We start from the raw sequence: 23,976 nt of genomic DNA, 5'->3' as shown, positions 1-23,976 counted from the left end.
GTGGGTTTGTCCGATAATAGGCGGCTTTTTTATTTCAGGCTAAATAATGACCGATTACTTACTGCTCTTTGTCGGCACCGTGCTGGTTAACAACTTCGTTCTGGTGAAGTTTCTTGGCCTGTGCCCGTTTATGGGCGTGTCCAAAAAGCTGGAAACGGCGATGGGCATGGGGCTGGCGACGACCTTCGTCATGACGATGGCGTCCATCTGCGCGTGGTTGATTGATACCTGGATCCTTATCCCGCTGGGCTTAATCTATCTCCGTACGCTGGCTTTTATTCTGGTCATTGCGGTTGTTGTGCAATTTACCGAAATGGTGGTGCGTAAAACCAGCCCGGCCCTCTATCGCCTGCTGGGTATCTTCCTGCCGCTGATCACCACCAACTGCGCCGTTCTCGGCGTTGCGCTGCTGAACATCAACCTTGGCCATAACTTTATGCAGTCGGCGCTATACGGTTTTTCCGCCGCCGTCGGTTTCTCATTTGTAATGGTCCTCTTCGCGTCGATTCGCGAGCGTCTGGCGGCAGCGGATATCCCTGCGCCCTTCCGCGGTAACGCGATTGCGCTGGTGACCGCAGGTTTAATGTCTCTGGCCTTTATGGGCTTTAGTGGTCTGGTGAAGTTGTAATGAATGCTATCTGGATTGCCATCGCCTCTATCAGCGTTCTGGGGTTGGTGTTTGGCCTTATCCTGGGTTACGCCTCCCGCCGTTTCGCGGTAGAGGACGATCCTGTTGTTGAGAAAATTGATGAGCTTTTGCCGCAAAGCCAGTGCGGGCAGTGCGGCTACCCCGGCTGCCGTCCCTATGCCGAAGCGGTAGGCATTCAGGGTGAAAAAATTAACCGCTGCGCCCCCGGCGGCGAAGCAGTGATGCTGAAAATCGCGGCCCTGCTTAACGTTGATCCTCAGCCCGTTGACGGCGATGCGGACGTGCAGGAGCCGGTCCGAGCGCTGGCCGTGATCGACGAAGCCAACTGCATCGGCTGCACCAAATGTATTCAGGCCTGCCCGGTTGACGCCATTGTTGGTGCCACCCGCGCCATGCACACCGTCGTGGCGGATCTGTGCACCGGCTGCAACCTCTGCGTGGCCCCCTGCCCGACGCAATGTATTGAGCTGCGCCCGGTTGAAACGACTACCGAAAGCTGGAAGTGGGATCTTCAAACCATTCCGGTTCGCATCATTCCTGTGGAACAACATGCTTAAGTTATTTTCTGCTTTCAGAAAAGAGAAGATTTGGGACTTTGACGGCGGTATCCATCCACCAGAGATGAAAACCCAGTCCAACGGCACGCCGCTGCGTCAAATTCCGCTGGCGACGCGTTACGTTATGCCGCTCAAGCAGCATATTGGCGCTGAGGGTGAGCTGTGCGTGAAAGAAGGCGATACGGTGCTTCGCGGGCAGCCGCTGACCTTCGGGCGCGGACGTATGCTGCCGGTGCACGCGCCAACCTCCGGTAAGGTGGTCGCCATTGCCCCGCATACGGTGGCGCATCCATCCGCGCTGTCGGAACTGAGCGTGATGATTGAAGCCGACGGTGAAGACCGCTGGATTGAACGTGACGGCTGGAGCGACTACCGTAGCCAGAGCCGCGACGCGCTTATCGAACGCATACATCAGTTCGGCGTCGCCGGGCTGGGCGGCGCGGGCTTCCCGACCGGCGTCAAGCTGCACGGCGGTGGCGATAAGATTCAGACGTTGATTATCAATGCCGCCGAATGCGAGCCGTATATCACCGCCGACGATCGTCTGATGCAGGACTGCGCCGCCCAGGTAGTGGAAGGCATCCGCATCCTTGCGCACATCCTGCAGCCGCGGGAAGTGCTGATCGGTATCGAAGACAATAAACCGCAGGCTATTTCCATGCTGCGCGCCGTGCTGGCGGGCAGTCACGACATCAGCCTGCGCGTTATCCCGACCAAGTACCCTTCTGGCGGCGCAAAACAGCTGACGCAAATTCTCACCGGCAAGCAGGTCCCCCACGGCGGACGCTCTTCGGATATCGGCGTGCTGATGCAAAACGTCGGTACCGCTTATGCCGTGAAGCGCGCGGTGATTGACGGCGAACCGTTAACCGAGCGCGTGGTGACGCTGACCGGGGAGTCGATTTCTCGTCCGGGCAACGTCTGGGCGCGCCTCGGTACGCCGGTGCGTCATCTGCTGGAACAGGCTGAGTTCTGCCCGGCTAGCGACCAGATGGTGATCATGGGCGGCCCGCTGATGGGCTTTACCCTGCCGTGGCTGGACGTTCCGGTAGTGAAAATCACCAACTGTCTGCTCGCGCCTTCTCCGACCGAGATGGGCGAAGAGCAGGAAGAGAAAGGCTGCATCCGCTGCAGCGCCTGCGCCGATGCCTGCCCGGCGGACCTGCTCCCGCAGCAGCTGTACTGGTACAGCAAAGGCCAGCTGCACGATAAAGCGAAAGCACACAATCTTGCCGACTGCATTGAATGCGGCGCCTGCGCCTGGGTCTGCCCGAGCAACATCCCGCTGGTGCAGTATTTCCGCCAGGAGAAGGCCGAGATTTATGCCATCTCCATGGAAGAAAAACGCGCTGCGGAAGCCAAAGCGCGCTTTGAAGCACGCCAGGCGCGACTGGAACGCGAAAAACTCGCCCGTCAGGAACGCCATAAGCAGGCCGCCGTTCAGCCTGCCGAAAAAGATCAGGATGCCATTAACGCCGCGCTGGCGCGCGTTCGTGAGAAAAAAGCGACCGCGGCACAGCCTGTAGTGATCCCAGCGGGTGAGAAACCTGATAACAGCGAAGCGATTGCCGCGCGTGAAGCACGTAAGGCCGCAGCGCGCGCCCGTCAGGCTGAAAAAGCGCAAACGGTCCAGGCAGATGCTGAGATCGATCCGCGTAAAGCCGCCGTTGAAGCGGCAATAGCCCGGGCCAAAGCCCGCAAAGCCGGTGAGCAGCAGGTAGTCGTCGAGCAGGATGCGGTCGACCCACGCAAAGCGGCCGTTGAAGCGGCTATTGCCCGTGCCAAAGCGCGCAAAGCAGCGCAGCAGGCTCCCGCGGTAGAACCTGAAGCACCGGTCGACCCGCGCAAAGCCGCCGTCGAAGCGGCAATTGCCCGCGCCAAAGCCCGTAAGGCAGCGCAGCAGGAAGAGCAGCCGCAGGCCGCCAACGATGACCCGCGCAAGGCCGCCGTTGCCGCCGCCATTGCGCGCGTTCAGGCAAAGAAAGCCGCACAGAAAGCAGTTAACGAGGATTAAATGGTTTTCAGAATCGCAAGCTCCCCTTACACCCACAATCAGCGCCAGACGTCGCGCATCATGATGCTGGTTTGCCTGGCGGCGCTGCCGGGCATTGCCGTTCAGTGCTGGTTTTTCGGCTGGGGAACCCTGTTCCAGATAATCCTGGGCTGTGTCAGTGCTTTAGCGGCTGAAGCCCTCGTCCTGAAGCTACGTAAGATGGCGGTTTCCCGCATCCTGGCTGATAACTCCGCGCTGCTAACCGGCCTGCTGCTGGCCATCAGTATTCCGCCGTTCGCCCCATGGTGGATGGTGGTCCTTGGTACCGTGTTTGCCGTAATTATTGCTAAACAGCTGTATGGCGGGCTTGGTCATAACCCGTTTAACCCGGCGATGATTGGTTACGTGGTGCTGCTGATCTCCTTCCCGGTGCAGATGACCAGCTGGCTGCCGCCGCACGAGATTGCCGCCACGGTTCCGGGCTTTATGGATGCCCTGCACGTTATCTTTACCGGCCATACGGCGCTCGGCGCTGACATGAACACACTGCGCATGGGCGTGGACGGTATTAGCCAGGCGACGCCTCTCGATACCTTTAAAACGTCCCTGCATGCCGGGCACAGCGTTGAGCAGATCATGAAATCCGCGATCTACAGAGGCGTGCTGGCGGGTGCAGGCTGGCAGTGGGTCAACCTGGCGTATCTGCTGGGCGGCCTGTTCCTGCTGCAGCAGAAAGCCATTCGCTGGCATATTCCGGTCAGCTTCCTCGTGACGCTGGCGGTTTGCGCGACGCTGGGCTGGCTCTTCTCTCCTGAATCACTGGCCAGCCCGCAGATGCATTTGCTCTCCGGTGCGACCATGCTAGGTGCCTTCTTTATCCTGACGGATCCGGTTACGGCGTCAACGACTAACCGCGGCCGCCTGATCTTCGGCGCGCTGGCGGGTCTGCTGGTATGGCTGATCCGCAGCTTTGGCGGTTACCCGGACGGCGTGGCATTTGCCGTCCTGCTTGCCAACATTACCGTTCCGCTCATCGACTATTACACGCGTCCGCGCGTGTACGGCCATCGCTAAGGGTTTCGCCATGTTAAAAACGATGCAAAAACACGGCGCCACGCTGGCTGTCTTCGCCGCGGTCCTGACCGGACTAACGGCTCTGGTTAACACGTTAACCAAAACGACCATTGAAGAGCAGGCTTCAAAGCAGCAAAAGGCGCTCTTCGATCAGGTGATCCCATCAGATTTCTACGATAATGACCTGCAGAAAAGCTGCTTTGTGGTAGACGCGCCGCAGCTTGGGAAAGGGCCGCACCGCGTCTTTATCGCCCGTAAAGGAGATAAACCGGTAGGTGCAGTGATGGAAGCGACGGCGCCCGACGGCTATTCCGGCGCCATTCAGCTGCTTGTCGGCAGCGATTTCTCCGGCACGATACTGGGCACTCGCGTGACGCAGCATCATGAAACGCCGGGCCTGGGCGATAAAATTGAAACCCGCCTGAGCGACTGGATTTTGCACTTCGCCGGTAAAGTTATTCATGGCGAAGATGACACCGCGTTTGCAGTGAAGAAAGATGGCGGCGAGTTCGATCAGTTCACCGGCGCGACCATCACGCCGCGCGCGGTGGTGAACGCCGTAAAACGAGCCGGGCTGTATGCTGAAACGCTGCCCGCGCAAATCAACAATCTTCCGGCCTGTGGAGAGTAATCATGAGCCAGGTTAAAGAGGTTATTGTCCAGGGGTTGTGGAAGAACAACTCCGCGCTGGTACAGCTTCTGGGGATGTGCCCCCTGCTGGCGGTAACGTCCACCGCCACCAACGCGCTCGGTCTGGGTCTGGCGACCACGCTGGTGCTGACCCTGACCAACCTCTCCATCTCCGCCCTGCGCCGCTGGACGCCGTCGGAAATTCGTATTCCGATTTACGTCATGATCATTGCGTCGGTGGTCAGTATCGTCCAGATGCTGATTAACGCCTACGCGTTTGGCCTGTACCAGTCGCTCGGGATTTTTATTCCCCTTATCGTCACCAACTGTATCGTCGTCGGGCGTGCGGAAGCCTTTGCGGTGAAAAACAGCCCCGCCATGTCGGCGCTGGATGGTTTTTCCATCGGCATGGGTGCCACGTGCGCTATGTTCGTGCTGGGCTCGCTGCGCGAAATCCTCGGTAACGGTACGCTATTTGACGGCGCAGATGCGCTGCTCGGCGGCTGGGCCAAAGCGCTGCGCGTTGAAGTGTTCCACACCGATACGCCATTCCTGCTGGCAATGCTGCCGCCCGGCGCGTTTATTGGCCTTGGCATGATGCTGGCGGTAAAATACCTGATTGATGAGAAACGTAAGCGCCGCGCGGCTGAGCGTAGCGTTCTGGAAGGGACACCCGAGAAGGCTTCATGAATAAAGAAAAGCGCATTGCGATCCTGACCCGTCTGCGGGACGAGAACCCGCACCCGACGACGGAGCTGAATTTTACCTCCCCGTTTGAGCTGCTGATCGCCGTGTTGCTCTCTGCACAGGCGACCGATGTTAGCGTCAATAAAGCCACTGCCCTGCTCTATCCGGTCGCCAATACGCCGAAAGCCATGCTGGAGCTGGGCGTGGAAGGCGTGAAGTCCTATATCAAAACCATCGGCCTGTTTAACAGTAAAGCGGAGAACGTCATTAAGACCTGCCGGATCCTGCTGGAACAGCACGGAGGTGAAGTGCCGGAGGACCGCGCTGCGCTGGAAGCCTTACCGGGCGTGGGGCGTAAGACCGCGAACGTGGTGCTCAACACCGCGTTTGGCTGGCCCACGATCGCCGTGGATACACATATATTTCGCGTGTCTAACCGGACTAACTTCGCGCCGGGGAAAAATGTCGAGCAGGTCGAAGAGAAGCTGCTGAAGGTGGTTCCGGCAGAATTTAAGGTTGATTGCCATCACTGGCTGATTCTGCACGGCCGTTATACCTGTATTGCCCGTAAGCCTCGCTGCGGCTCCTGCATTATTGAAGATCTCTGCGAATACAAAGAAAAAGTGTATCCCTAATCATCGTAATTCCTCGCTAAAAGAAGGGCTATTGAACGTTCTTCTTTTGGCCGTTATTTGTCCGCCTTTCGCTTCCCCTGACCCGTCACTTGTTCGGTTGTTTAACGCTCAAAGAGGTTAATACTTTTTTCATAGCCAAAAATTTCTATATATCTGTGATCGCGATCACCTCGATAACTTCATGTTGAATTTTTGTTGTCAAAATCGACCTAAACCCTTTGTCCGACAAGATACTTCTCTTTCTTTACCGACGATAAGACCAGCTATTTTTCAGAATATAGGCCATATCACTGCATGAAGCGGTAAATAGCAGAACATATCGCCAAAAGCCGATCGGAGAGGGTTATTGCCAGTCGAAAAAACTACCTATACTCAAGGTATGAAATTTAACGCTGAATAACATTTATATGAACCGACGATTATACCACCCCAGATATATGTAACAGATTATTACAAACGTATTGCCAGATGGGGCAGGATAGTGAACATTACCCGCCGTTTCTCCTCCCAATATAACTATAAGGCGTATGGACCACGGCCATCACGCTATGAACACCCCCGTTAATATGGGATGTAAAAAAAGAGGTATATGTGTCTACTGCAAACAATAAACCAACAGATGAAAGCGTGAGTCTTAACGCTTTTAAACAACCTAAAGCGTTCTATCTCATCTTCTCTATCGAGTTATGGGAGCGTTTTGGTTATTACGGCCTGCAAGGGATCATGGCAGTTTACCTGGTAAAACAGCTGGGTATGTCCGAAGCCGATTCCATCACGCTGTTCTCTTCCTTCAGTGCTCTGGTGTACGGTCTGGTCGCTATTGGCGGCTGGCTGGGCGATAAAGTTCTCGGAACGAAACGTGTCATCATGCTGGGCGCCATTGTCCTGGCGATTGGCTATGGTCTGGTTGCATGGTCAGGGCATGATGCCGCTGTCGTGTATATGGGTATGGCGACGATTGCCGTCGGTAACGGCCTGTTCAAAGCGAACCCGTCCTCCCTGCTCTCTACCTGTTACAACAAAGACGATCCGCGTCTGGACGGTGCATTTACCATGTACTACATGTCCATCAACATCGGTTCGTTCTTCTCAATGCTGGCAACCCCATGGCTCGCGGCGAAATTCGGCTGGAGCGTGGCGTTTGCGCTGAGCTTCGTGGGTATGCTGATCACCGTGGTGAACTTCCTGTTCTGCCGCAGCTGGGTTAAAGACTACGGTTCAAAACCTGACTTCGAGCCTGTTCATATGGGCAAACTGCTGGCGACCATCGCGGGCGTTGTTGTCCTCGCGGCAATCGCCACCTGGCTGCTGCACAACCAGGGTATCGCACGTGCGGTTCTGGGCGTGGTTGCGCTGGGTATCGTGGTCATCTTTGCGAAAGAAGCCTTCGCCATGCAGGGCGCTGCCCGTCGTAAGATGATTGTGGCGTTCATTCTGATGCTGGAAGCGATCATCTTCTTCGTGCTGTACAGCCAGATGCCAACCTCACTGAACTTCTTCGCCATTCGTAACGTTGAGCACTCAATTCTGGGCATCGCGTTCGAGCCGGAACAGTATCAGGCGCTGAACCCGTTCTGGATCATGATCGGTAGCCCGATTCTGGCCGCTATCTATAACAAGATGGGCGACCGTCTGCCAATGCCGCACAAGTTCGCCATCGGTATGGTGCTGTGCTCCGGCGCGTTCCTGGTGCTGCCGCTGGGTACCAAATTTGCTACCGACGCAGGTATCGTGTCCGTTAACTGGCTGATCCTGAGCTACGCGCTGCAGTCTATCGGTGAACTGATGATCTCCGGCCTGGGTCTGGCGATGGTTGCACAGCTGGTGCCGCAGCGTCTGATGGGCTTCATTATGGGTAGCTGGTTCCTGACCACTGCCGGTGCGGCAATCATTGCGGGTAAAATTGCGAACCTGATGGCTGTTCCTGAAAACGTCACTGACCCACTGGTCTCCCTGAACGTGTACGGCACCGTGTTCATGCAGATTGGTATCGCGACTGCGGTTATTGCGGTTCTGATGCTGCTGACCGCACCGAAGCTGAATCGTATGACTCAGGACGACGACAAGACCGCTAAAGCGACCAACACCGCTACCGCGTAAGATTATTGAGAAACGACTGACCAGAAGCCGCTAATGCATTAGCGGCTTTTTTTTTGTCCGTTGGCGCACTAACATAGCTGAAACCTCAGCAAAAAGGAGTTACCGATGAAACTGTTCTACAAACCGGGCGCGTGCTCTCTTGCTTCCCATATCACCCTGCGCGAGAGCGGCAAAGATTTCACGCTGGATGGCGTTGATCTGATGAAAAAGCGTCTGGAAAATGGCGATGATTTTCTTGCCATTAACCCCAAGGGACAAGTTCCGGCGCTCTTACTGGATGATGGTACTCTGCTGACTGAAGGCGTCGCGATTATGCAGTTCCTGGCCGATAGCGTGCCCGATCGCCATCTGCTGGCGCCGGTCAGTACCGTTTCTCGCTATAAAACGCTGGAATGGCTGAACTACATTGCGACCGAACTGCACAAAGGATTTACGCCGTTGTTCCGCCCGGATACACCAGAGGAGTTCAAACCGACCCTGCGTGCGCTTCTTGAGAAAAAGCTGCAGTACGTTAACGCATCGCTGAAAGACGATCAGTGGATTGCGGGTTCGCGCTTTACGATTGCCGATGCGTATCTGTTTACCGTGCTGCGCTGGGCGCGCGCGGTTAAGCTTAACCTGGAAGGATTAGACCATATCGCATCGTATATGAAACGCATGGCAGAGCGTCCTGCAGTGGCTGCGGCGCTGAAAGCGGAAGGTCTTAGCTAATATCGCCCGGCGGCGCTTCGCTTGCACGGGCCTACGGGTTTTGTAGGCCGGGTAAGCGCAGCGCCACCCGGCATCGTTTAAAGCCGGGTTGCGCTGAAATAGTGCTCCGGCTTCGCGATACGATCCTGTGCCGCAACCACCTGCAGTTCATATTCCTGCATCTCTTTCGTCGCAATCATGATTTCGTACACCGCCGCGGTAACGTGCTCCAGCGCGTCACGTATCGTCGCCCCTTGCAGTAATTTCACCAACAGCAGACCGCTGGTGACATCCCCGACCCCAACCGGCTGGCGCAGGCCGAAATCCACCAGCGGACGGCTGATATGCCAGGCGTCATCTTTCGTTACCAGAAGCATCTCAAAACGGTCCTGGCTCAGCCCTGCGCGCGCAAGGTGTTTTACCAACACAACTTCAGGCCCCAGAGCGATCAGTTCACGAGACGCGCTTACCGCCTCTTCTACGTTGTTAACCGAACGCTCGCAGAGAATTTCCAGTTCGACCAGGTTTGGCGCAATGATATCGCTGGCGGGCAGCGCGTGGCGGACGTGAAACTCTGCAACGCCTGGCGCCACGATACAGCCTTTCTCCGGATGGCCCATGACGGGGTCGCAGAAGTATTTTGCCGACGGGTTTGCGGCCTTCACCTGGCGTACGATACCGAGGATATGCTCCCCCTGCTCCGCTGAGCCGAGGTAGCCGCTCAGCACCGCGTCACAGCGTTTAAGCTGATCGATATCGGCAATCCCCTGCACAACCTCGGTGAGGTGCGATGGTGGCATCACGCAGCCGGTCCATTTGCCGTATTGCGTGTGGTTAGAGAACTGCACGGTATTAAGGGGCCAGACGTTGACGCCGAGGCGACGCATCGGGAATTCCGCGGCGCTATTGCCAGCGTGTCCAAAAACAACGTGGGACTGAATGGCGAGGATGTTCTTCATTTTTTTCTTACCAAACCCTGAAAAAACAAAAGGGGCGTGGTTTCCCACGCCCCCTCGAGACTGTTAATTACTTCCAGCAGACAAGGCAGTAGTTCTTCTTGCCGCGACGCAGCAGCGTGTAGCGACCATACAGACGATCGCCGTCAACAAAGGTGTATTCCGGGTCGGCCTGTTTCTCACCGTTGATGGTAATAGCGTTTGACGCGATGGTTTTACGCGCCTGACCGCGGGAAGGCTGGAGCTCAGAGTCCACCAGCGCCTGCATCAGGTCAGCCCCTTTTTCCATCTCAACCATCGGCACGCCGTCCTGCGCCAGCTGTTCGAAGTCCGCTTCGCTCAGATCGCTCAGGGTACCGTTGAACAGGCTTGCGGTAATGCGTTTTGCGGCAGCCAGACCTTCTTCACCGTGAACCAGTTTGGTCACTTCATCCGCCAGCACGTACTGAGCGCGCGGCGCTTTACCGCTGTTCTTGTCTTCTTCTTCCAGCGCATTGATTTCTTCAATGTCCATAAAGGTGAAGAACTTCAGGAAGCGGTAAACATCGGCATCCGCCGTGTTGATCCAGAACTGGTAGAATTTGTACGGGCTGGTTTTCTTCGGATCGAGCCATACCGCGCCGCCTTCGGTTTTACCAAATTTGGTGCCGTCGGCTTTGGTAATCAGCGGAACGGTCAGACCGAAGACCTGATTCTGGTGCAGACGACGGGTCAGGTCGATACCGGAGGTGATGTTACCCCACTGATCGGAACCGCCAATCTGCAGAGAAACACCGTGCAGTTTGTTCAGGCAGGCAAAGTCATACCCCTGCAGCAGGTTGTAGGAGAACTCGGTGAAGGAGATACCCTGATCGTCACGGTTCAGACGCTGCTTCACGGCTTCTTTGTTAATCATCTGGTTAACGGAGAAGTGCTTGCCGATGTCGCGCAGGAAGGTCAGCACGTTCATGCTGCCAAACCAGTCGTAGTTGTTCGCGGCAATGGCGGCGTTATCACCACAGTTGAAGTCGAGGAACGGTGCAACCTGTTTGCGGATCTTATCCACCCACTCCTGCACGGTATCTTCGGTATTCAGTTTACGCTCAGCGGCTTTAAAGCTTGGGTCACCAATCAGACCAGTCGCGCCGCCCACCAGGGCAACAGGCTTATGGCCCGCCATCTGGAAGCGTTTCAGGCATAACAATGGAACAAGATGCCCCAAATGCAAGCTGTCAGCGGTGGGGTCGAAGCCGCAATAGAGCGCGATCGGGCCTTGCGCCAGTCGCTCTGCTAACGCTTCCTCGTCCGTCACCTGGGCCACGAGGCCCCGCTCTTGCAATTGTTTAATCAAGTTACTGCTTGCCATCAAATTCTCCATGTATAAACGACTGCACCTTTGCCGGTACACGACTTTTCGCCTGATGCGAAAGGACCATAGAATAAAGCGCAAGCGCGGCGTGCGCTAGCGCTTAAATCAACAAATTTCGGGGATTACGGTGCCAGTCTGTCGATTTTCCAGCCGTCATTGTCGCGCTGGTATAAAAAGCGGTCGTGCAGGCGATGTTCGCCCCCCTGCCAGAACTCCATCTGTTCAATCGGGATGCGGAACCCGCCCCAGAAACTTGGCAGTGGAATTTCACCCTGCTGGAACTTCTGTTTCAGCTCCAGGAATTTACTTTCCAGCACGCCGCGGGCAGAAATTCGGCTGGACTGTTTTGATACCCAGGCGCCAATCTGGCTGTCACGCGGACGGCTGTGGAAATACTTCACCACTTCCAGCGTCGAGAGACGTTCCGCCTTGCCGGTGACCATCACCTGACGTTCCAGCATATGCCAGGGGAAAAGCAGGCTGATACGCGGATTGTGTTCTAAATGGTGTGCCTTGCGGCTGCCGAGGTTGGTATAGAACACCAGCCCTTTCTCGTCATAATGCTTGAGCAATACGATGCGCTGATACGGTTGACCGTTTTCATCCACCGTCGCGACAACCATGGCCGTTGGGTCGGCGAGTTTCGCTTCGCAGGCCTGTTTCAGCCAGCGTTCGAAAAGCACGAGGGGTTCAGCGGGAAGATCCTGGCGACGCAGGCCGCCTTTAGTGTATTCACGGCGCAGATGCGCAATTTGCTGCAGTTCGTCGTTATCTGACATGGCGTTAGCTGACATTGAGAGTGGGTGGCGCTATTGTGCGCCGCCCCTGTAAAAATCTCAACGCTTCGGATTTTCAAGCTGGCAATTGTTCAGCACGATGCGGTCGCGTTTGTAGACCGTGGCGCTGTCGCCTTTCGACCAGAAGACGTAGATACCGTCGGTATAACGCGCGCCGGAGGCCGACATGCCCTGCTTCAGCGTCAGCAATTTATTGTCGTAAACAAAGCTGGCTTCCTGGCGTGGGTTATTCAGCTTCACGGTCAGCGGTTTTTCGTCGCAGCGATACTCCAGCGTATCGGTCTGCATGCGCTCAAGGAGCTGGTTATAGACGCTGCATCCTGACAGCAATAAAGGCGCGGCAATAAGAAGAAGTTTTTTCATGGGCGTATTCCGAAGACTTTCCTGGTCCTGGAGGGCATGGCTGCCCTCCTGTTTCGTTCCATTCTAACGACGACACGCCGCGCTGGATTTCAGTTAACTCTGATTATGACGCGGATTTGCCGGGAAAATTGCCCCGAGGACGCTCGCCTCACGTGCACCGGTTACCGACGGCAGGTTGCCCGGCAGTCCGGCAATAGTGCGCCAGGCGAGCCAGGCGAAGGCCAGCGCCTCCATATCATCGCCGCTGATGCCAGCCTCATCGGTCGTGGTCACTTCGGTACCCGGCAGTAGCCCCGCAAGACGCGCCATCACCAGCGGGTTGCGGCTTCCCCCGCCGCACACCAGCAGGCGCTCACATCCGCCGCTGAGCAGAACCTGTTCGGAGATCGACACGGCCGTAAGCTCAGCAAGCGTCGCCTGGATATCCTGCGGCGCGAGCGCCGGGAATGGCACCAGCTGACGCTCAAGCCAGCCTAAGTTGAAGTATTCACGCCCGGTGCTCTTAGGGGCCGGCAGGGCAAAATAAGGATCGCTTAGCATTGACTGCAACAGCGGAATAATCACTTTCCCCTCGCTCGCCCACTCCGCGTTTTTATCATACGGTTGGCCGCACTGACGCCAGATCCAGGCATCCATTAACATATTACCCGGGCCGGTATCATAGCCGCGGACAGGCTGTCCCGGGATGAGCATCGACAGGTTGGCAATCCCACCGATGTTGAGCACCATCCGCCGCTCTGTTGGGTGCGCCAGTAACGCCTGGTGGAACGCGGGTACCAGCGGCGCGCCCTGCCCGCCAAGGGCGATATCGCGACGACGGAAATCACCAACCACCGTCACGCCCGTCTTCGCCACAATCTGGTTGTTATCGCCGATTTGCAGTGTATGCGGGGCGTCGCCGACGGGCTCATGCCAGACCGTTTGTCCGTGACAGCCGATGGCCACCACGTCCTGCGGGCGAAGATGTTCTTTTTGCATCAAAGCCTGTACCGCATCCGCAAACAGCGCCCCCAGGCGAACATCAAGTTGTCCAAGTTGGGAGAGGGTCAGCTGTTGTCCCTGACAGATACTGAGAATATCTTCTTTCAGTGAAATGGGGATTGGCCAGGTCAGGCTCGCCTGCTGTGCCACCATATTTTCGTCAATGGCGGCCAGAACGACATCTACCCCATCCAGACTGGTGCCTGACATCACACCAATGTAGCGACCCGATTTCATGCGCTTTCCTTACGTTGCGTGGGCTAAGGATATCCACTCAACCATAAACGGCGCAGCTTTGCCATCCGGCAATAATATTTTTTAACAATGTCAGACGGGTAACACAGGTGGCCCCTGTTTATCTCTCGTTAAGTCAAATTCAAGTACAATTTTCTTATTGTTAGTGCAAAGATATGAACTATGGCTCCTTATGCCATATAATTTAGCCATAACGGATGCCCCCAATCGGGCGTTTTTGGTGAACAGGAGATTCAAATGATTTTACGTGTACTGGGCGTTTCGCTGATTGGTTTAACTCTGGCTGGCTGTGTGAATGACAGTTCACTTTCTGGCGACGTTTACAGCGCTTCTGAAGCGAAACAGGTTCAGAACGTGACTTACGGTACCGTTGTTAACGCACGCCCTGTACAGATCCAGGGTGGTGATGAAAACAACGTGATGGGCGCAATCGGCGGTGCCGTACTGGGTGGCTTCCTGGGTAATACCGTCGGTGGCGGTACAGGACGCTCGCTGGCAACAGCCGCAGGCGCCGTTGCGGGTGGCGTAGCCGGCCAGGGCGTTCAGGGTGCGATGAACAAAACCCAGGGCGTAGAGCTGGAAATCCGTAAAGACGACGGCAGCACTATTATGGTTGTACAGAAACAAGGCAGCACCCGCTTCTCTGCAGGCCAGCGCGTTGTTCTGGCAAGCAATGGAAGCCAGGTGACTGTTTCTCCACGTTAATTAAAAATGGATGTGGTCTTCAGGCCACATCCATTTACAATATATATCACTCCCACAAATATATTTACAAAATATATTCGCCACATCTATTTTTTACCACAGCATATATTGTTTCTGCGCAAAGTATTTAGCACGCTAATTGATTAAACTCCTCGCAATACCCTCATCTTCATTGATTATAAAGTCATTAAAAAACGTATATGCTTGCGAATCGTCGTTCTCTAAAAAGTCGTTATATCGCGTTCTGCCTCGGTTGCATTGTTGTCATCGAGATATTACAAACTCTGTTTTTAAAACTCGTTGAATGGGTTCCCTCCTTTTCACCGCTGCTATTCCCTACGCTTACTATTTTTCTACTGGTGTTCCACCTGTTTATTGCCTGTTTCATGGCGATGAAATACTGGTGCGACAGAAAACGGTTGTATCTGGTGGCGTTCGCCTTCGCCTTTGCGGGCTCCGCATTGCTGATGGTCGGCACGCTGTCCAGCTTTCCCGCCTGGCTGGACCTCTACCAGTTTAACGTCGTGAACTACAACGATGCGATGATCTACTATATGTTCCGCCATCTAATAATGGCGGTGCTCATCATCGTTGTGGCAATACTTTATACCATGCGCAATTATCCCCTTTCACGATTAGCACATATCGCGATTGTGAGCGGCGAATTTCTCTTTACGGCCTGTGCGGTGGGATTGGCCTGGTTCTATTCCAGTCATTCACAACTCTTATCAATTGACCTGGTTGATAATGAAACGCGTCAGTTTATGGTTCTCTGGAGCCAGTTCATTAATATTTCATTAATTGCTCTGTGGGTAGTGACATTAGCAACGCTGATGTTTATTACGCGCGTACGTAATTTATTCTGGGTGGGCGGTAATTTTTTGTGCGTCTGCTATATCGTCACGCTCTCAATGCTGTTGATGGGGGGACATGCCGAAGGTATCTCCTGGTATCGCGCCCGCTTATTTGAAACGGCCGCCACGCTGCTGATTATTTTTGTTCTGCTCTACGATGTCTTCAGGCTGTATCGCGACTCGCACGTAAAATACCAGCAGTCTTACCAGAACTCGATTCGCGACCCGCTCACGCGCCTGTATAACCGCAGTTATTTTTATGAATCATTAAAGCAGGCACTGGATATCGCCAAACCCAGCCGCCCTGTTTCCGTCATCGTCAGCGATCTCGATCGCTTCAAGCGTATCAACGACACCTACGGGCATCTTCAGGGCGACAAAGTGCTGCAGTTTGTTGCCAACCTGCTGATGGATTCCGTGCGCCCGCAGGATATCGCAGCCCGTATCGGCGGTGAGGAGTTTGTTCTGATGCTGGCCAACACCTCATCAGACGCGGCGTACCATGTGGCTGAACGCATACGGTTACACCTGAGCAGCTTTGATAACACCAGCAGCGGCGGACAGCTGCCGGAGCCGATCACCATCAGCATGGGGGTGTTTACGGCAACGTCACCGACGATTACCGCAGAAGCATGCGTGGAAAGTGCCGACAAGGCGATGTATGAAGCGAAGGAAACCGGGCGTAACCGTGTGGTCGTCTTTAAGTAAAAAAAAGGCCTTGCTGCTGCAGGGCCTTGTTGTTTGTCAGTCTCGCGACTGCAGCTCATGGATGTTTTGCTCAAGGCGCCCAATGAGGCTGATGAGCATTTCCAGCTCCGCCGGTGAAACGCCTGACAGGATCTCACCGCGCGTCTTGGTAATCACGGCTTCCATTTCCGTGATGATAGGCGCCGCTTTCTCGGTGAGTTTAATCCGTTTCGCGCGACGATCGCTGGCGCAGGTTTGCCGCGAGATCAACCCCTTTTCTTCCAGCTGGTCAAGCGTGCGCACCAGCGATGGTTGCTCGATTCCTATCGCTTTTGCCAGTTGAATTTGCGACTGATCGGGCGGCAGCTGATGAATGTTGTGCAGCGTGACCCAATGCGTCTGTGTGAGTTCCAGAGGTTTCAGGCGATGGTCAATCAGAGCACGCCAGACGCGTACCAACCTTGCCAGATCAGAACCTAATGGCGATTCCAATTTCATCTCCTTATAATTAGCTTGCTAAGTTATTATACTGATTTTAGAATAGTGTGCAGCATTTGTATTGCCAAAACAAATGCAATACTGCATTCATCGAACTTAAAAGTATGACTTACACTGAATTGTGATGCTTCATCATACTAAGACAAGCCAACGCGGCATTCTGTTCACTGCAAAGGATTTCTGCCCGTGACGTTTTTTCATCGCTCAGAGGGTTTACCCCTTCAGGACCTGATCTTCGGTGCGTCAGTCTACTTTCCTCCCCTGTTTAAAGCCGTTCTGGTGGGCTTTATACTCTGGCTCATCGCGCATCGTCTGCTTCGCGACTGGATGTACTCCGGCGAAATCTGGCATCCCATGCTGATGGATCTTTCCCTGTTTGCCCTCTCCGTAAGCCTGGGCCTTGCCGTTTTGACCGCGTGGTAAATATGTCTCTGAAAACGCTAAAATACTTTTCCACCCTGTTTGTTCTTGCCCTCGCGCTGGTTGCGGGGTGGTGGATGTGGAATTTTTATATGCAGTCGCCCTGGACGCGCGACGGCAAAGTTCGTGCTGAACAGGTCAGCATCACTCCTCAGGTGTCGGGAAGTATCACGACGCTGTTGGTTAAGGATAACCAGTTCGTCAAAAAGGGAGACGTTTTATTCCGAATCGACGACACCCCGTACCACATTGCGATTCTGAACGCCCAGGCACAGCTGGCGAAAGCCCAGTCTGACCTGGCAAAGGCAAACAACGAGGCCAATCGTCGTCGCCACCTGTCGCAAAATTATATCTCAGCGGAAGATTTAGACACCGCCAACATCAACGTTAAGGCGATGCAGGCGAGCGTCAACGTGGCGGAGGCGACGCTGAAGCAGGCGCAGTGGCAACTGACCCAAACCGTGATTACGGCGCCGGTCGATGGATGGGTGACCAACCTCTCCGCCCGCGTGGGTAACTACGCCACCACCGGCCAGCCGGTTTTTGCCCTCGTCGACAGCCACTCCTTCTACGTCGTGGGCTATTTCGAAGAGACCAAGCTTCGGCATATTCGCGAGGGATCGCCCGCCGCGATTACGCTTTACAGCGGCTCGAAAACGTTACAGGGTCACGTATCCAGCATTGGCCGGGCCATTTACGATCAAAGCGTTGAAACGGATTCAGGGCTGGTGCCGGACATTAAGCCGAACGTGCCCTGGGTGCGTCTGGCCCAGCGCGTTCCGGTTCGCGTAGAATTTGACCGTGTACCGGAGGACATTACCCTGGTATCCGGCACCACCTGCACCGTCTCCATCGGAACCCGCTAATGAAGCTGCAGGGGCTCACCTGGCACAACACGCCGTGGATGAAAGCGACGCGTCCCCAGTGGCGCTACGCGCTGCGTAACGGCATTGCCATGTGTCTGGCGCTGACCGTCGCCTACTACCTGAACCTGGATGAACCCTACTGGGCGATGACGTCTGCAGCGGTGGTCAGTTTCCCAACGGTCGGCGGAGTAATCAGTAAAAGCCTTGGCCGTATCGCAGGCAGCCTGCTCGGCGCCACCGCGGCGTTAATTATCGCGGGCCATACGCTGAACGATCCGTGGCTGTTCCTGCTGAGCATGGCGGCATGGCTGGGATGCTGTACCTGGGCCGGCGCCCATTTTACCAATAACGTCGCCTACGCGTTCCAGCTGGCGGGCTATACCGCGGCCATTATCGCTTTCCCGGTGGTTAACGTTCTCGACACCACCGAGCTGTGGGATATCGCGCAGGCGCGCGTCTGCGAAGTGATTGTCGGGATCCTCAGCGGCGGCTTCATGATGATGATCCTTCCCAGCACGTCAGACGGCACCGCGCTCATCACCGCACTGAGAACCATGCATACCCGGCTGCTGGAACATGCGAGCCTGCTGTGGCAACCGGATAACAGCGATGATATCCGCCTCGCGCATGAAAAGGTTATCGGGCAGATCCTGACCATGAATCTTTTGCGCATTCAGGCGTTCTGGAGCCACTACCGCTTTCGCCGTCAGAACACCCTGCTTAACTATTTGCTGCACCAGCAGCTGCGCATGACCAGCGCCATCTCCAGCCTGCGCAGGATGCTGCTCAGCTGGCCGACGCCGCCTGAAAACACCCGTGCCGTGATTGAAGCGCTACTCGCGGCCCTTGCGCGCCCGGATGCGGACATCTACACCGTGGCGCGGATTATCGCCCCGCTCGCTCCGGCTGATGAGTACGACTATCGCCATCGCGCCTTCTGGCAGCGCCTGAATTACTTTTGTCGGCTGTACCTGCGCAGCAGTCGCTGGATCACGGCCGTTGAAAATGCGACCCCATTAACGGAGTTCAACGTCCCCGGCAGCCCGGCACTCGCACGCCATACCGACTACCTGGAAGCGCTGTGGAGCGGCTTTCGCACCTTCTGTGCGCTGATGCTGGTGGGGGCGTGGAGCATTACCACACAGTGGGAGTCCGGCACGGCGGCCCTGACGCTTGCCGCCATCAGCTGCGTGCTTTACTCCGTCGCGGCCTCGCCGTTCAACTCTCTTACGCTCCTGCTGCGCACGCTGGTGCTGCTGTCGCTGTTCAGCTTCGTGGTGAAGTTTGGCCTGATGGTGCAGATAAGCGATCTGTGGCAGTTCCTGCTGTTTCTGTTCCCCCTGTTGACCACCATGCAGCTTCTGAAGCTACAAATGCCAAAACTGGCGGGCCTCTGGGGACAGCTGATTGTCTTTATGGGCTCGTTTATCTCCGTGACGAATCCGCCGGTTTACGATTACGCCGACTTTCTCAATGATAACCTGGCTAAGATCCTGGGCGTGGGGCTGGCGTGGCTGGCTTTCGCGGTGCTGCGTCCCGGCTCCGATGCCCGCAAGAGCCGCAGGCATATCCGGGAACTACGCAGAGGGTTTGTCGACCAGCTCAGCCGTAAACCGCATCTGGGTGAAAACGAGTATGAATCGCTGGTGTATCACCACGTCAGCCAGCTGAATAACAGCCAGGACGCGCTGTCCCGACGCTGGCTGCTGCGCTGGGGCGTGGTGCTGTTGAACTGCTCGCACGTGGTCTGGCAGCTTCGCGCGTGGGAAACGCGTTCCGATCCGCTGTCGCAGGTTCGTGATGTTTGCATCTCCCTGCTGCGCGATGTGATGAGCGAGCGCGGCGTCCAGCAGCGGCCGCTGGAAACCACGCTGAATGAACTGCAGCGGATCTGCGATACGCTGGCACGGCATCACCTGCCCGCAGCCCGTGATTTGGCCTCGATAATCTGGCGCCTGCACTGCTCGCTGTCGCAGCTGGAACAGGCCCCGCCGCCGGGAACGATTGGGGATCAGATCACCCCGCACGCATAGCGTGCCCCGCCGCCACCAAGCGGTTTAGGGCTGTCGGACATGTTATCCCCACCGACATGGATCATCAGCGCTTTGCCTTTCACCTCATCCAGCTTTTTCAGTCGCGGCGCGACGACAGGTTCGGTGGCTTTACCGTCGTTATTCACCACCAGCACAGGCAGATCGCCTAAATGTCCCATGCCATCCGGGCCTTCATGCTTGCCGGAATGCTGCGGATCGAGGTGACCCCCTGCCGCTTCCGCCGCCGACGGTTTGCCCTCTTTTAACGCGGGCTGACAGCTGCCTTTGGCGTGAACATGGAAACCATGTTCACCGGGAGGGAGGGCTTTGAGGTTGGGGGCAAACTCCAGTCCTTTATCGGTTTCAGTGATTTTCACCGTTCCGATGGACTGACCTACACCCTGTGAGGTGACGAGATTCATTTCCACTTCGTCGCTAGCTGCCTGCGCCCCTGCGCAAACAACCAGCGTGACCAGTGCCAGAGCAAAACGCTTCATAATGACCTCCGCGGGTTATTTTTTGCCCCTTAAGTGTATACCAGGGGCAAAGATTTCACCGGGAAGTCACCTGCCTGCGGTTTAAGGCACGTCGTAACCCAGCGCGGCCTTGCGGATGCGGAACCACTGCTGGCGGTTCATCTGCAGCTCTTCAGCCGCCAGCGCAGAACGCACGCGTTCAATTTTGCCGGAACCGATAATCGGCAGTGGTTTTGACGGCAGGCGCAGGATCCAGGCGTAAACCACCTGTTCGATGCTCTCAGCGTTCAGCTCGCGGGCGATGGTTTCAAGCTCGTTGCGCAGCGGCTGGAATTCATCATCATTGAACAGACGTCCTCCCCCCAGGCACGACCAGGCCATTGGGCGAATGCGCAGTTGCTGCAGCTGGTCGAGGGTACCGTCCAGCAGCAGCGGCTGGTGGACCGGGGAGATCTCAACCTGGTTAGTGGCCAGGGTAAACGGCAGACGTGACTGAAGCAGCGCAAACTGTGCCGGGGTAAAGTTAGACACGCCGAAGTGACGCACTTTCCCACTCTGGTGCAGGTTCAGGAAGGCTTCCGCCACCTCATCGGCATCCATCAGCGGGTCGGGGCGGTGGATTAACAGCAGGTCAATACGATCGGTCGCCAGATTGACCAGCGACTGCTCGGCGCTCTTGATGATATGCGCGCTGTCGGTGATGTAATGACCGAGGGCGTGTTCAGGTTTTGCCGTGGTGGCAATCCCACACTTCGTGACGATCTCCATGCGATCGCGGAGTGCCGGAACCAGCTTGAGCGCCTCCCCGAACGCGGCCTCGCACTGATAGCCACCGTAAATATCCGCATGATCGACCGTGGTGATGCCTAAATCGAGGTGCTCTTCAATAAAGCTCGCCAGCTGGAGGGGGGACATATTCCAGTCCATCAGGCGCCAGTAGCCCATGACAAAACGGGAGAATTCTGGCCCCTGGGGGGCAAGGGTAATTCGCTGAACCATAACATTTTCCTCAAGGACGTAATGTCATGAGTATACGCAATTACGGTGTTAAAAAAGTGAAGGTTGCTGCGGTTCTTCGGTCTCACCGGCTTTGTTTGCGCGTATTTTGCGCAGAAAACGCTGTCTGCAGAGGCGTAGCACCTCCTGCTTTTGCGTGTCGCTAAAGTTTTGCCAGTTAAAACGCTCATCACGGGTGCGCATGCACCCGCGGCAATACCCGCGTTCATCGACCTGACAAATACCCCGGCACGGGCTCTGGATGGGGAAAAACTCCAGCTGCTCTGCCACACTCACCTCCCGATAGCCACTCTCACCTACAGTGAAGACGCTAAACGCGCCGCGTGCAAGGCCTGTATCACAGATTTATGGCATTAAGGTTTCACTAATCTTCCCTCTCTATACTCGGCCCATCATGACAATGACAGGTTCACCGATCGATGTGGTTAATCAAAAAGTTACAATGTAACGACATTAAATTTACTCTGGGCTGTGCACTCTTCTTTACTCTGCTTAACGGGCTGTTTATCCAGCGCAGCTGGGCCATTATCGCCCCTGCCCATCTGCACGACATCCTCTTTGCCGCCACCGTACCGCTGGTACTGTTTTGCGGCTGGGTGATTGTTTTTAGCCTGCTGAATATCCCGTATCTCCGTAAGCCGCTGCTGATTGTGTTGACGATCGGATGCGCCGCGGCAACCTACTTTATGTACACCTATGGCGCGGTGATCGATCAGAACATGATCGTGAACGTGTTCGAAACCAACTCTCAGGAAGCGACCGCTCTGGTGACCCCGCAGATGATCCTGTGGATTGTCATTGCCGGCCTCGTGCCTTCCGTGGTGGTGGCGTTGATCCGCATTCGTACCGGGAAATGGTGGTATGCCCTGCTGACGCGGGTTGCTGCGATGCTCGGCGCCCTGCTGGTGATTATCCTGATTGCCGCGCTGTTTTATAAAGATTACGCGTCGCTGTTCCGCAATAACAAAAGCATCGTCAAAATGGTCACCCCGGCGAACTATGTCAGCGCCGTGGTGAAGTACAGCAAGATGCGCTGGTTTGCAGGCGATCAAACGCTGGTGCGCATTGGTGAAGATGCCCATAAAGGGCCACTGATTACCGGTCAACAAAAGAAAACCGTTCTGGTGCTTGTCGTCGGCGAAGCCTCGCGTGCGGCAAACTATTCCCTGAATGGTTACGGGCGCGAAACCAACCCGGAGCTGAAAAAGCAGGATGTGATTAACTTCCCGCAGGCCTCCTCGTGTGGGACGGAAACCGCGGTTTCCGTTCCCTGCATGTTCTCCGGCATGACCCGCAGCAAATACGATGCTGACCTGGCTCACCATCGGGAAGGACTGCTCGACGTGCTTAAGCATGCGGGTATCAACCTGCTGTGGCGCGACAACGACGGCGGCTGTAAAGGTGCCTGCGATCGCGTGCCCCATACCGACATGACGCAGTGGCAGCTGGATCAGTTCTGCAAAGACAAATCCTGTATTGACGACGTGAACTTCTACCGTCTGGACAACGTGCTGGATGGCGTGAAGCAAGACACGGTGCTGGTTATCCACCTGATGGGGAGCCACGGTCCGGCATACTATCGCCGTTACCCGGACAACTTCCGTAAATTCACCCCAACCTGCGACACCAATGAAATTCAGGATTGCGACCATCAGGCGCTGATGAACACCTATGACAACACCATCCTGTATACCGACAGCATGGTCAGTAAAACCATTGATGCGCTGAAAGCGCGCCAGGCGAGCATGAACACCGCGCTGATTTATCTCTCAGATCACGGTGAATCGCTGGGTGAGAGCGGTATTTATCTGCACGGTACGCCCTACATGCTGGCGCCGGAGCAGCAAACGCATATTCCGTTTATGTTCTGGCTCTCACCGGATTACGCGAAAAACTTTGGCATCAACGAACAGTGTTTGCGTGACCATGCAGCAAAAAATGCGGTTTCTCAGGACAATTTGTTCTCAACCGTGCTGGGTATGATGGACGTGAAATCAACGGTTTATCAACAGCAGCTGGATATCCTGAGCGCATGTCGTCAGTAAACTTGCTTGCATTAGACCGAACGGTCTATTAGAGTGCGGTCATGAGCAGAAATACTGAACACGATACCCGCGAACATTTACTGGCGACCGGCGAGCAGCTTTGCATGCATCGCGGGTTCACCGGTATGGGGTTGAGCGAGCTTTTAAAAACCGCTGAGGTACCGAAGGGGTCGTTTTACCACTACTTTCGGTCCAAAGAGGCCTTCGGCGTGGCGATGCTGGAGCGTCATTATGCTGGCTACCACCAGCGTCTGGCGACCCACTTTGCGTCGGGTGAAGGTAACTACCGGGATCGTGTTCTGAACTACTATCAGGAAACGCTGAACCAGTTCTGTCAGCAGGGCATTATCAGCGGTTGCCTGACCGTTAAGCTGTCTGCAGAAGTGTGCGATCTCTCTGAAGATATGCGCACGGCGATGGATAAAGGTGCCCGCGGCGTTATCGCTCTGCTGGCCGAGGCGCTGGAGAAAGGCCGCGATGAAAAAACGCTGGCCTTTTTCGGCGAGCCGTTAACCCAGGCGCAGGTATTATATGCGCTCTGGCTAGGCGCTAACCTGCAGGCAAAAATTTCGCGCAGTGCCGTGCCGCTGGAAAGCGCGCTGGCACATGTGAAAAACAGCATTACTGCGCCTGGCATTTAGCAGGCGTTTTTATTTACCC

The 23,976-nt window shown here is 55.7% G+C and carries 25 protein-coding genes; 16 read left to right on the top strand and 9 right to left on the bottom strand.

Annotated features, from left to right (window positions below):
* The first annotated feature begins 46 nt into the window (after positions 1–46).
* The 9 genes from rsxA to gstA all read left to right on the top strand — a co-directional run bounded on the left by rsxA (position 47) and on the right by gstA (position 9,036).
* On the top strand, positions 47–628 hold the full coding sequence (gene rsxA, locus L370_RS05665) for an electron transport complex subunit RsxA (RefSeq protein WP_014883581.1): 582 nt from the start codon (positions 47–49) through the stop codon (positions 626–628).
* Positions 628–1,206, top strand: coding sequence for an electron transport complex subunit RsxB (gene rsxB, locus L370_RS05670; RefSeq protein WP_023335457.1), 579 nt, complete (start codon positions 628–630; stop codon positions 1,204–1,206). The genes rsxA and rsxB overlap by 1 nt, the downstream gene beginning before the upstream one ends.
* Complete coding sequence (gene rsxC, locus L370_RS05675) at positions 1,199–3,220, top strand: electron transport complex subunit RsxC (protein ID WP_023335456.1); 2,022 nt, start codon at positions 1,199–1,201, stop codon at positions 3,218–3,220. The genes rsxB and rsxC overlap by 8 nt, the downstream gene beginning before the upstream one ends.
* Complete coding sequence (rsxD, locus tag L370_RS05680; RefSeq protein WP_023335455.1) at positions 3,221–4,273, top strand: electron transport complex subunit RsxD; 1,053 nt, start codon at positions 3,221–3,223, stop codon at positions 4,271–4,273. It begins immediately after the preceding gene.
* 10 nt (positions 4,274–4,283) lie between these two features.
* Entirely contained in the window at positions 4,284–4,904 is a 621-nt protein-coding gene (rsxG, locus tag L370_RS05685; RefSeq protein WP_023335454.1) for an electron transport complex subunit RsxG, read from the top strand.
* A 2-nt stretch (positions 4,905–4,906) separates the two neighbouring features.
* Positions 4,907–5,593, top strand: a complete 687-nt coding sequence (locus L370_RS05690) for an electron transport complex subunit E (protein WP_023335453.1) — start codon at positions 4,907–4,909, stop codon at positions 5,591–5,593.
* Positions 5,590–6,225 carry an endonuclease III gene (gene nth, locus L370_RS05695; RefSeq protein WP_008500570.1) on the top strand — a complete coding sequence of 212 codons (636 nt, stop codon included), beginning with the start codon at positions 5,590–5,592 and terminating at the stop codon, positions 6,223–6,225. Before L370_RS05690 ends, nth begins: the two co-directional genes overlap by 4 nt.
* 591 nt (positions 6,226–6,816) lie before the next feature.
* Entirely contained in the window at positions 6,817–8,325 is a 1,509-nt protein-coding gene (gene dtpA / locus L370_RS05700) for a dipeptide/tripeptide permease DtpA (protein WP_023335452.1), read from the top strand.
* A 105-nt stretch (positions 8,326–8,430) separates the two neighbouring features.
* Positions 8,431–9,036, top strand: a complete 606-nt coding sequence (gene gstA, locus L370_RS05705; protein ID WP_023335451.1) for a glutathione transferase GstA — start codon at positions 8,431–8,433, stop codon at positions 9,034–9,036.
* Positions 9,037–9,113: 77 nt separating this feature from the next.
* Here the strand turns inward: gstA and pdxY are convergent, their stop codons facing one another.
* The 5 genes from pdxY to anmK all read right to left on the bottom strand — a co-directional run bounded on the left by pdxY (position 9,114) and on the right by anmK (position 13,697).
* Complete coding sequence (gene pdxY / locus L370_RS05710; RefSeq protein ID WP_032639103.1) at positions 9,114–9,974, bottom strand: pyridoxal kinase PdxY; 861 nt, start codon at positions 9,972–9,974, stop codon at positions 9,114–9,116.
* A gap of 67 nt (positions 9,975–10,041) precedes the next feature.
* Positions 10,042–11,316, bottom strand: a complete 1,275-nt coding sequence (gene tyrS / locus L370_RS05715) for a tyrosine--tRNA ligase (RefSeq protein ID WP_023335449.1) — start codon at positions 11,314–11,316, stop codon at positions 10,042–10,044.
* 125 nt (positions 11,317–11,441) lie between these two features.
* Positions 11,442–12,098 carry a pyridoxamine 5'-phosphate oxidase gene (pdxH, locus tag L370_RS05720; protein WP_032666714.1) on the bottom strand — a complete coding sequence of 219 codons (657 nt, stop codon included), beginning with the start codon at positions 12,096–12,098 and terminating at the stop codon, positions 11,442–11,444.
* 57 nt (positions 12,099–12,155) lie between these two features.
* Positions 12,156–12,479 (bottom strand): C-type lysozyme inhibitor, encoded by a 324-nt coding sequence (gene mliC / locus L370_RS05725; RefSeq protein ID WP_023335447.1) that lies wholly within the window; start codon positions 12,477–12,479, stop codon positions 12,156–12,158.
* 93 nt (positions 12,480–12,572) lie between these two features.
* Positions 12,573–13,697, bottom strand: a complete 1,125-nt coding sequence (gene anmK / locus L370_RS05730; protein ID WP_023335446.1) for an anhydro-N-acetylmuramic acid kinase — start codon at positions 13,695–13,697, stop codon at positions 12,573–12,575.
* A gap of 255 nt (positions 13,698–13,952) precedes the next feature.
* Between anmK and slyB the strand changes: the two genes are divergently transcribed.
* Complete coding sequence (slyB, locus tag L370_RS05735) at positions 13,953–14,420, top strand: outer membrane lipoprotein SlyB (protein WP_008500578.1); 468 nt, start codon at positions 13,953–13,955, stop codon at positions 14,418–14,420.
* A gap of 200 nt (positions 14,421–14,620) precedes the next feature.
* On the top strand, positions 14,621–15,982 hold the full coding sequence (locus tag L370_RS05740) for a sensor domain-containing diguanylate cyclase (RefSeq protein WP_023335445.1): 1,362 nt from the start codon (positions 14,621–14,623) through the stop codon (positions 15,980–15,982).
* A gap of 36 nt (positions 15,983–16,018) precedes the next feature.
* Here L370_RS05740 and slyA read toward each other — a convergent pair whose 3' ends face one another.
* The gene (gene slyA / locus L370_RS05745; protein WP_024909359.1) at positions 16,019–16,459 is read right to left on the bottom strand and encodes a transcriptional regulator SlyA; all 441 of its coding nucleotides are present in this window, start codon (positions 16,457–16,459) and stop codon (positions 16,019–16,021) included.
* A gap of 186 nt (positions 16,460–16,645) precedes the next feature.
* Here slyA and L370_RS05750 point away from each other — a divergent pair, with 186 nt between their 5' ends.
* The 3 genes from L370_RS05750 to L370_RS05760 are packed head-to-tail and all read left to right on the top strand — an operon-like array spanning position 16,646 to position 19,778.
* The gene (locus L370_RS05750; RefSeq protein WP_023335444.1) at positions 16,646–16,882 is read left to right on the top strand and encodes a DUF1656 domain-containing protein; all 237 of its coding nucleotides are present in this window, start codon (positions 16,646–16,648) and stop codon (positions 16,880–16,882) included.
* A gap of 2 nt (positions 16,883–16,884) precedes the next feature.
* Entirely contained in the window at positions 16,885–17,745 is an 861-nt protein-coding gene (locus tag L370_RS05755) for an efflux RND transporter periplasmic adaptor subunit (RefSeq protein ID WP_023335443.1), read from the top strand.
* Complete coding sequence (locus tag L370_RS05760) at positions 17,745–19,778, top strand: FUSC family protein (protein ID WP_023335442.1); 2,034 nt, start codon at positions 17,745–17,747, stop codon at positions 19,776–19,778. The genes L370_RS05755 and L370_RS05760 overlap by 1 nt, the downstream gene beginning before the upstream one ends.
* On the opposite strand, the gene sodC is transcribed toward L370_RS05760, so the two are convergent.
* The 3 genes from sodC to L370_RS05775 all read right to left on the bottom strand — a co-directional run bounded on the left by sodC (position 19,757) and on the right by L370_RS05775 (position 21,541).
* A complete protein-coding gene (gene sodC / locus L370_RS05765) occupies positions 19,757–20,275 on the bottom strand; it encodes a superoxide dismutase [Cu-Zn] SodC (protein WP_023335441.1) in 519 nt (172 codons plus the stop codon). The two genes, L370_RS05760 and sodC, sit on opposite strands and share 22 nt — an antisense overlap.
* A gap of 81 nt (positions 20,276–20,356) precedes the next feature.
* Complete coding sequence (locus L370_RS05770; RefSeq protein ID WP_023335440.1) at positions 20,357–21,253, bottom strand: aldo/keto reductase; 897 nt, start codon at positions 21,251–21,253, stop codon at positions 20,357–20,359.
* Positions 21,254–21,301: 48 nt separating this feature from the next.
* Complete coding sequence (locus L370_RS05775; protein ID WP_023335439.1) at positions 21,302–21,541, bottom strand: DUF1289 domain-containing protein; 240 nt, start codon at positions 21,539–21,541, stop codon at positions 21,302–21,304.
* Positions 21,542–21,690: 149 nt separating this feature from the next.
* On the opposite strand from L370_RS05775, the gene eptA reads away from it, so the two are divergent.
* Both eptA and L370_RS05785 read left to right on the top strand, forming a co-directional pair.
* On the top strand, positions 21,691–23,316 hold the full coding sequence (gene eptA, locus L370_RS05780) for a phosphoethanolamine transferase EptA (protein WP_023335438.1): 1,626 nt from the start codon (positions 21,691–21,693) through the stop codon (positions 23,314–23,316).
* A 41-nt stretch (positions 23,317–23,357) separates the two neighbouring features.
* Positions 23,358–23,957, top strand: coding sequence for a TetR/AcrR family transcriptional regulator (locus tag L370_RS05785; protein ID WP_023335437.1), 600 nt, complete (start codon positions 23,358–23,360; stop codon positions 23,955–23,957).
* Positions 23,958–23,976 lie beyond the last annotated feature (19 nt).

The organism is Enterobacter sp. MGH 24, assembly GCF_000493015.1.
Lineage (GTDB): Bacteria > Pseudomonadota > Gammaproteobacteria > Enterobacterales > Enterobacteriaceae > Enterobacter.
This window is presented reverse-complemented; position numbering and strand designations above follow the sequence as displayed.

Excerpts from the sequence above, each read along its gene's own strand:
- tyrS (WP_023335449.1), bottom strand. The coding sequence starts at position 11,316 with ATGGCAAGCAGTAACTTGATTAAACAATTGCAAGAGCGGGGCCTCGTG.
- eptA (WP_023335438.1), top strand. The coding sequence starts at position 21,691 with ATGTGGTTAATCAAAAAGTTACAATGTAACGACATTAAATTTACTCTG.
- sodC (WP_023335441.1), bottom strand. The coding sequence starts at position 20,275 with ATGAAGCGTTTTGCTCTGGCACTGGTCACGCTGGTTGTTTGCGCAGGG.
- rsxB (WP_023335457.1), top strand. The coding sequence starts at position 628 with ATGAATGCTATCTGGATTGCCATCGCCTCTATCAGCGTTCTGGGGTTG.
- L370_RS05760 (WP_023335442.1), top strand. The coding sequence starts at position 17,745 with ATGAAGCTGCAGGGGCTCACCTGGCACAACACGCCGTGGATGAAAGCG.
- anmK (WP_023335446.1), bottom strand. The coding sequence starts at position 13,697 with ATGAAATCGGGTCGCTACATTGGTGTGATGTCAGGCACCAGTCTGGAT.
- mliC (WP_023335447.1), bottom strand. The coding sequence starts at position 12,479 with ATGAAAAAACTTCTTCTTATTGCCGCGCCTTTATTGCTGTCAGGATGC.
- nth (WP_008500570.1), top strand. The coding sequence starts at position 5,590 with ATGAATAAAGAAAAGCGCATTGCGATCCTGACCCGTCTGCGGGACGAG.
- rsxG (WP_023335454.1), top strand. The coding sequence starts at position 4,284 with ATGTTAAAAACGATGCAAAAACACGGCGCCACGCTGGCTGTCTTCGCC.
- pdxH (WP_032666714.1), bottom strand. The coding sequence starts at position 12,098 with ATGTCAGATAACGACGAACTGCAGCAAATTGCGCATCTGCGCCGTGAA.
- rsxC (WP_023335456.1), top strand. The coding sequence starts at position 1,199 with ATGCTTAAGTTATTTTCTGCTTTCAGAAAAGAGAAGATTTGGGACTTT.
- L370_RS05690 (WP_023335453.1), top strand. The coding sequence starts at position 4,907 with ATGAGCCAGGTTAAAGAGGTTATTGTCCAGGGGTTGTGGAAGAACAAC.
- L370_RS05755 (WP_023335443.1), top strand. The coding sequence starts at position 16,885 with ATGTCTCTGAAAACGCTAAAATACTTTTCCACCCTGTTTGTTCTTGCC.
- gstA (WP_023335451.1), top strand. The coding sequence starts at position 8,431 with ATGAAACTGTTCTACAAACCGGGCGCGTGCTCTCTTGCTTCCCATATC.
- rsxD (WP_023335455.1), top strand. The coding sequence starts at position 3,221 with ATGGTTTTCAGAATCGCAAGCTCCCCTTACACCCACAATCAGCGCCAG.
- rsxA (WP_014883581.1), top strand. The coding sequence starts at position 47 with ATGACCGATTACTTACTGCTCTTTGTCGGCACCGTGCTGGTTAACAAC.
- L370_RS05770 (WP_023335440.1), bottom strand. The coding sequence starts at position 21,253 with ATGGTTCAGCGAATTACCCTTGCCCCCCAGGGGCCAGAATTCTCCCGT.
- slyA (WP_024909359.1), bottom strand. The coding sequence starts at position 16,459 with ATGAAATTGGAATCGCCATTAGGTTCTGATCTGGCAAGGTTGGTACGC.
- L370_RS05740 (WP_023335445.1), top strand. The coding sequence starts at position 14,621 with ATGCTTGCGAATCGTCGTTCTCTAAAAAGTCGTTATATCGCGTTCTGC.
- L370_RS05785 (WP_023335437.1), top strand. The coding sequence starts at position 23,358 with ATGAGCAGAAATACTGAACACGATACCCGCGAACATTTACTGGCGACC.
- slyB (WP_008500578.1), top strand. The coding sequence starts at position 13,953 with ATGATTTTACGTGTACTGGGCGTTTCGCTGATTGGTTTAACTCTGGCT.
- pdxY (WP_032639103.1), bottom strand. The coding sequence starts at position 9,974 with ATGAAGAACATCCTCGCCATTCAGTCCCACGTTGTTTTTGGACACGCT.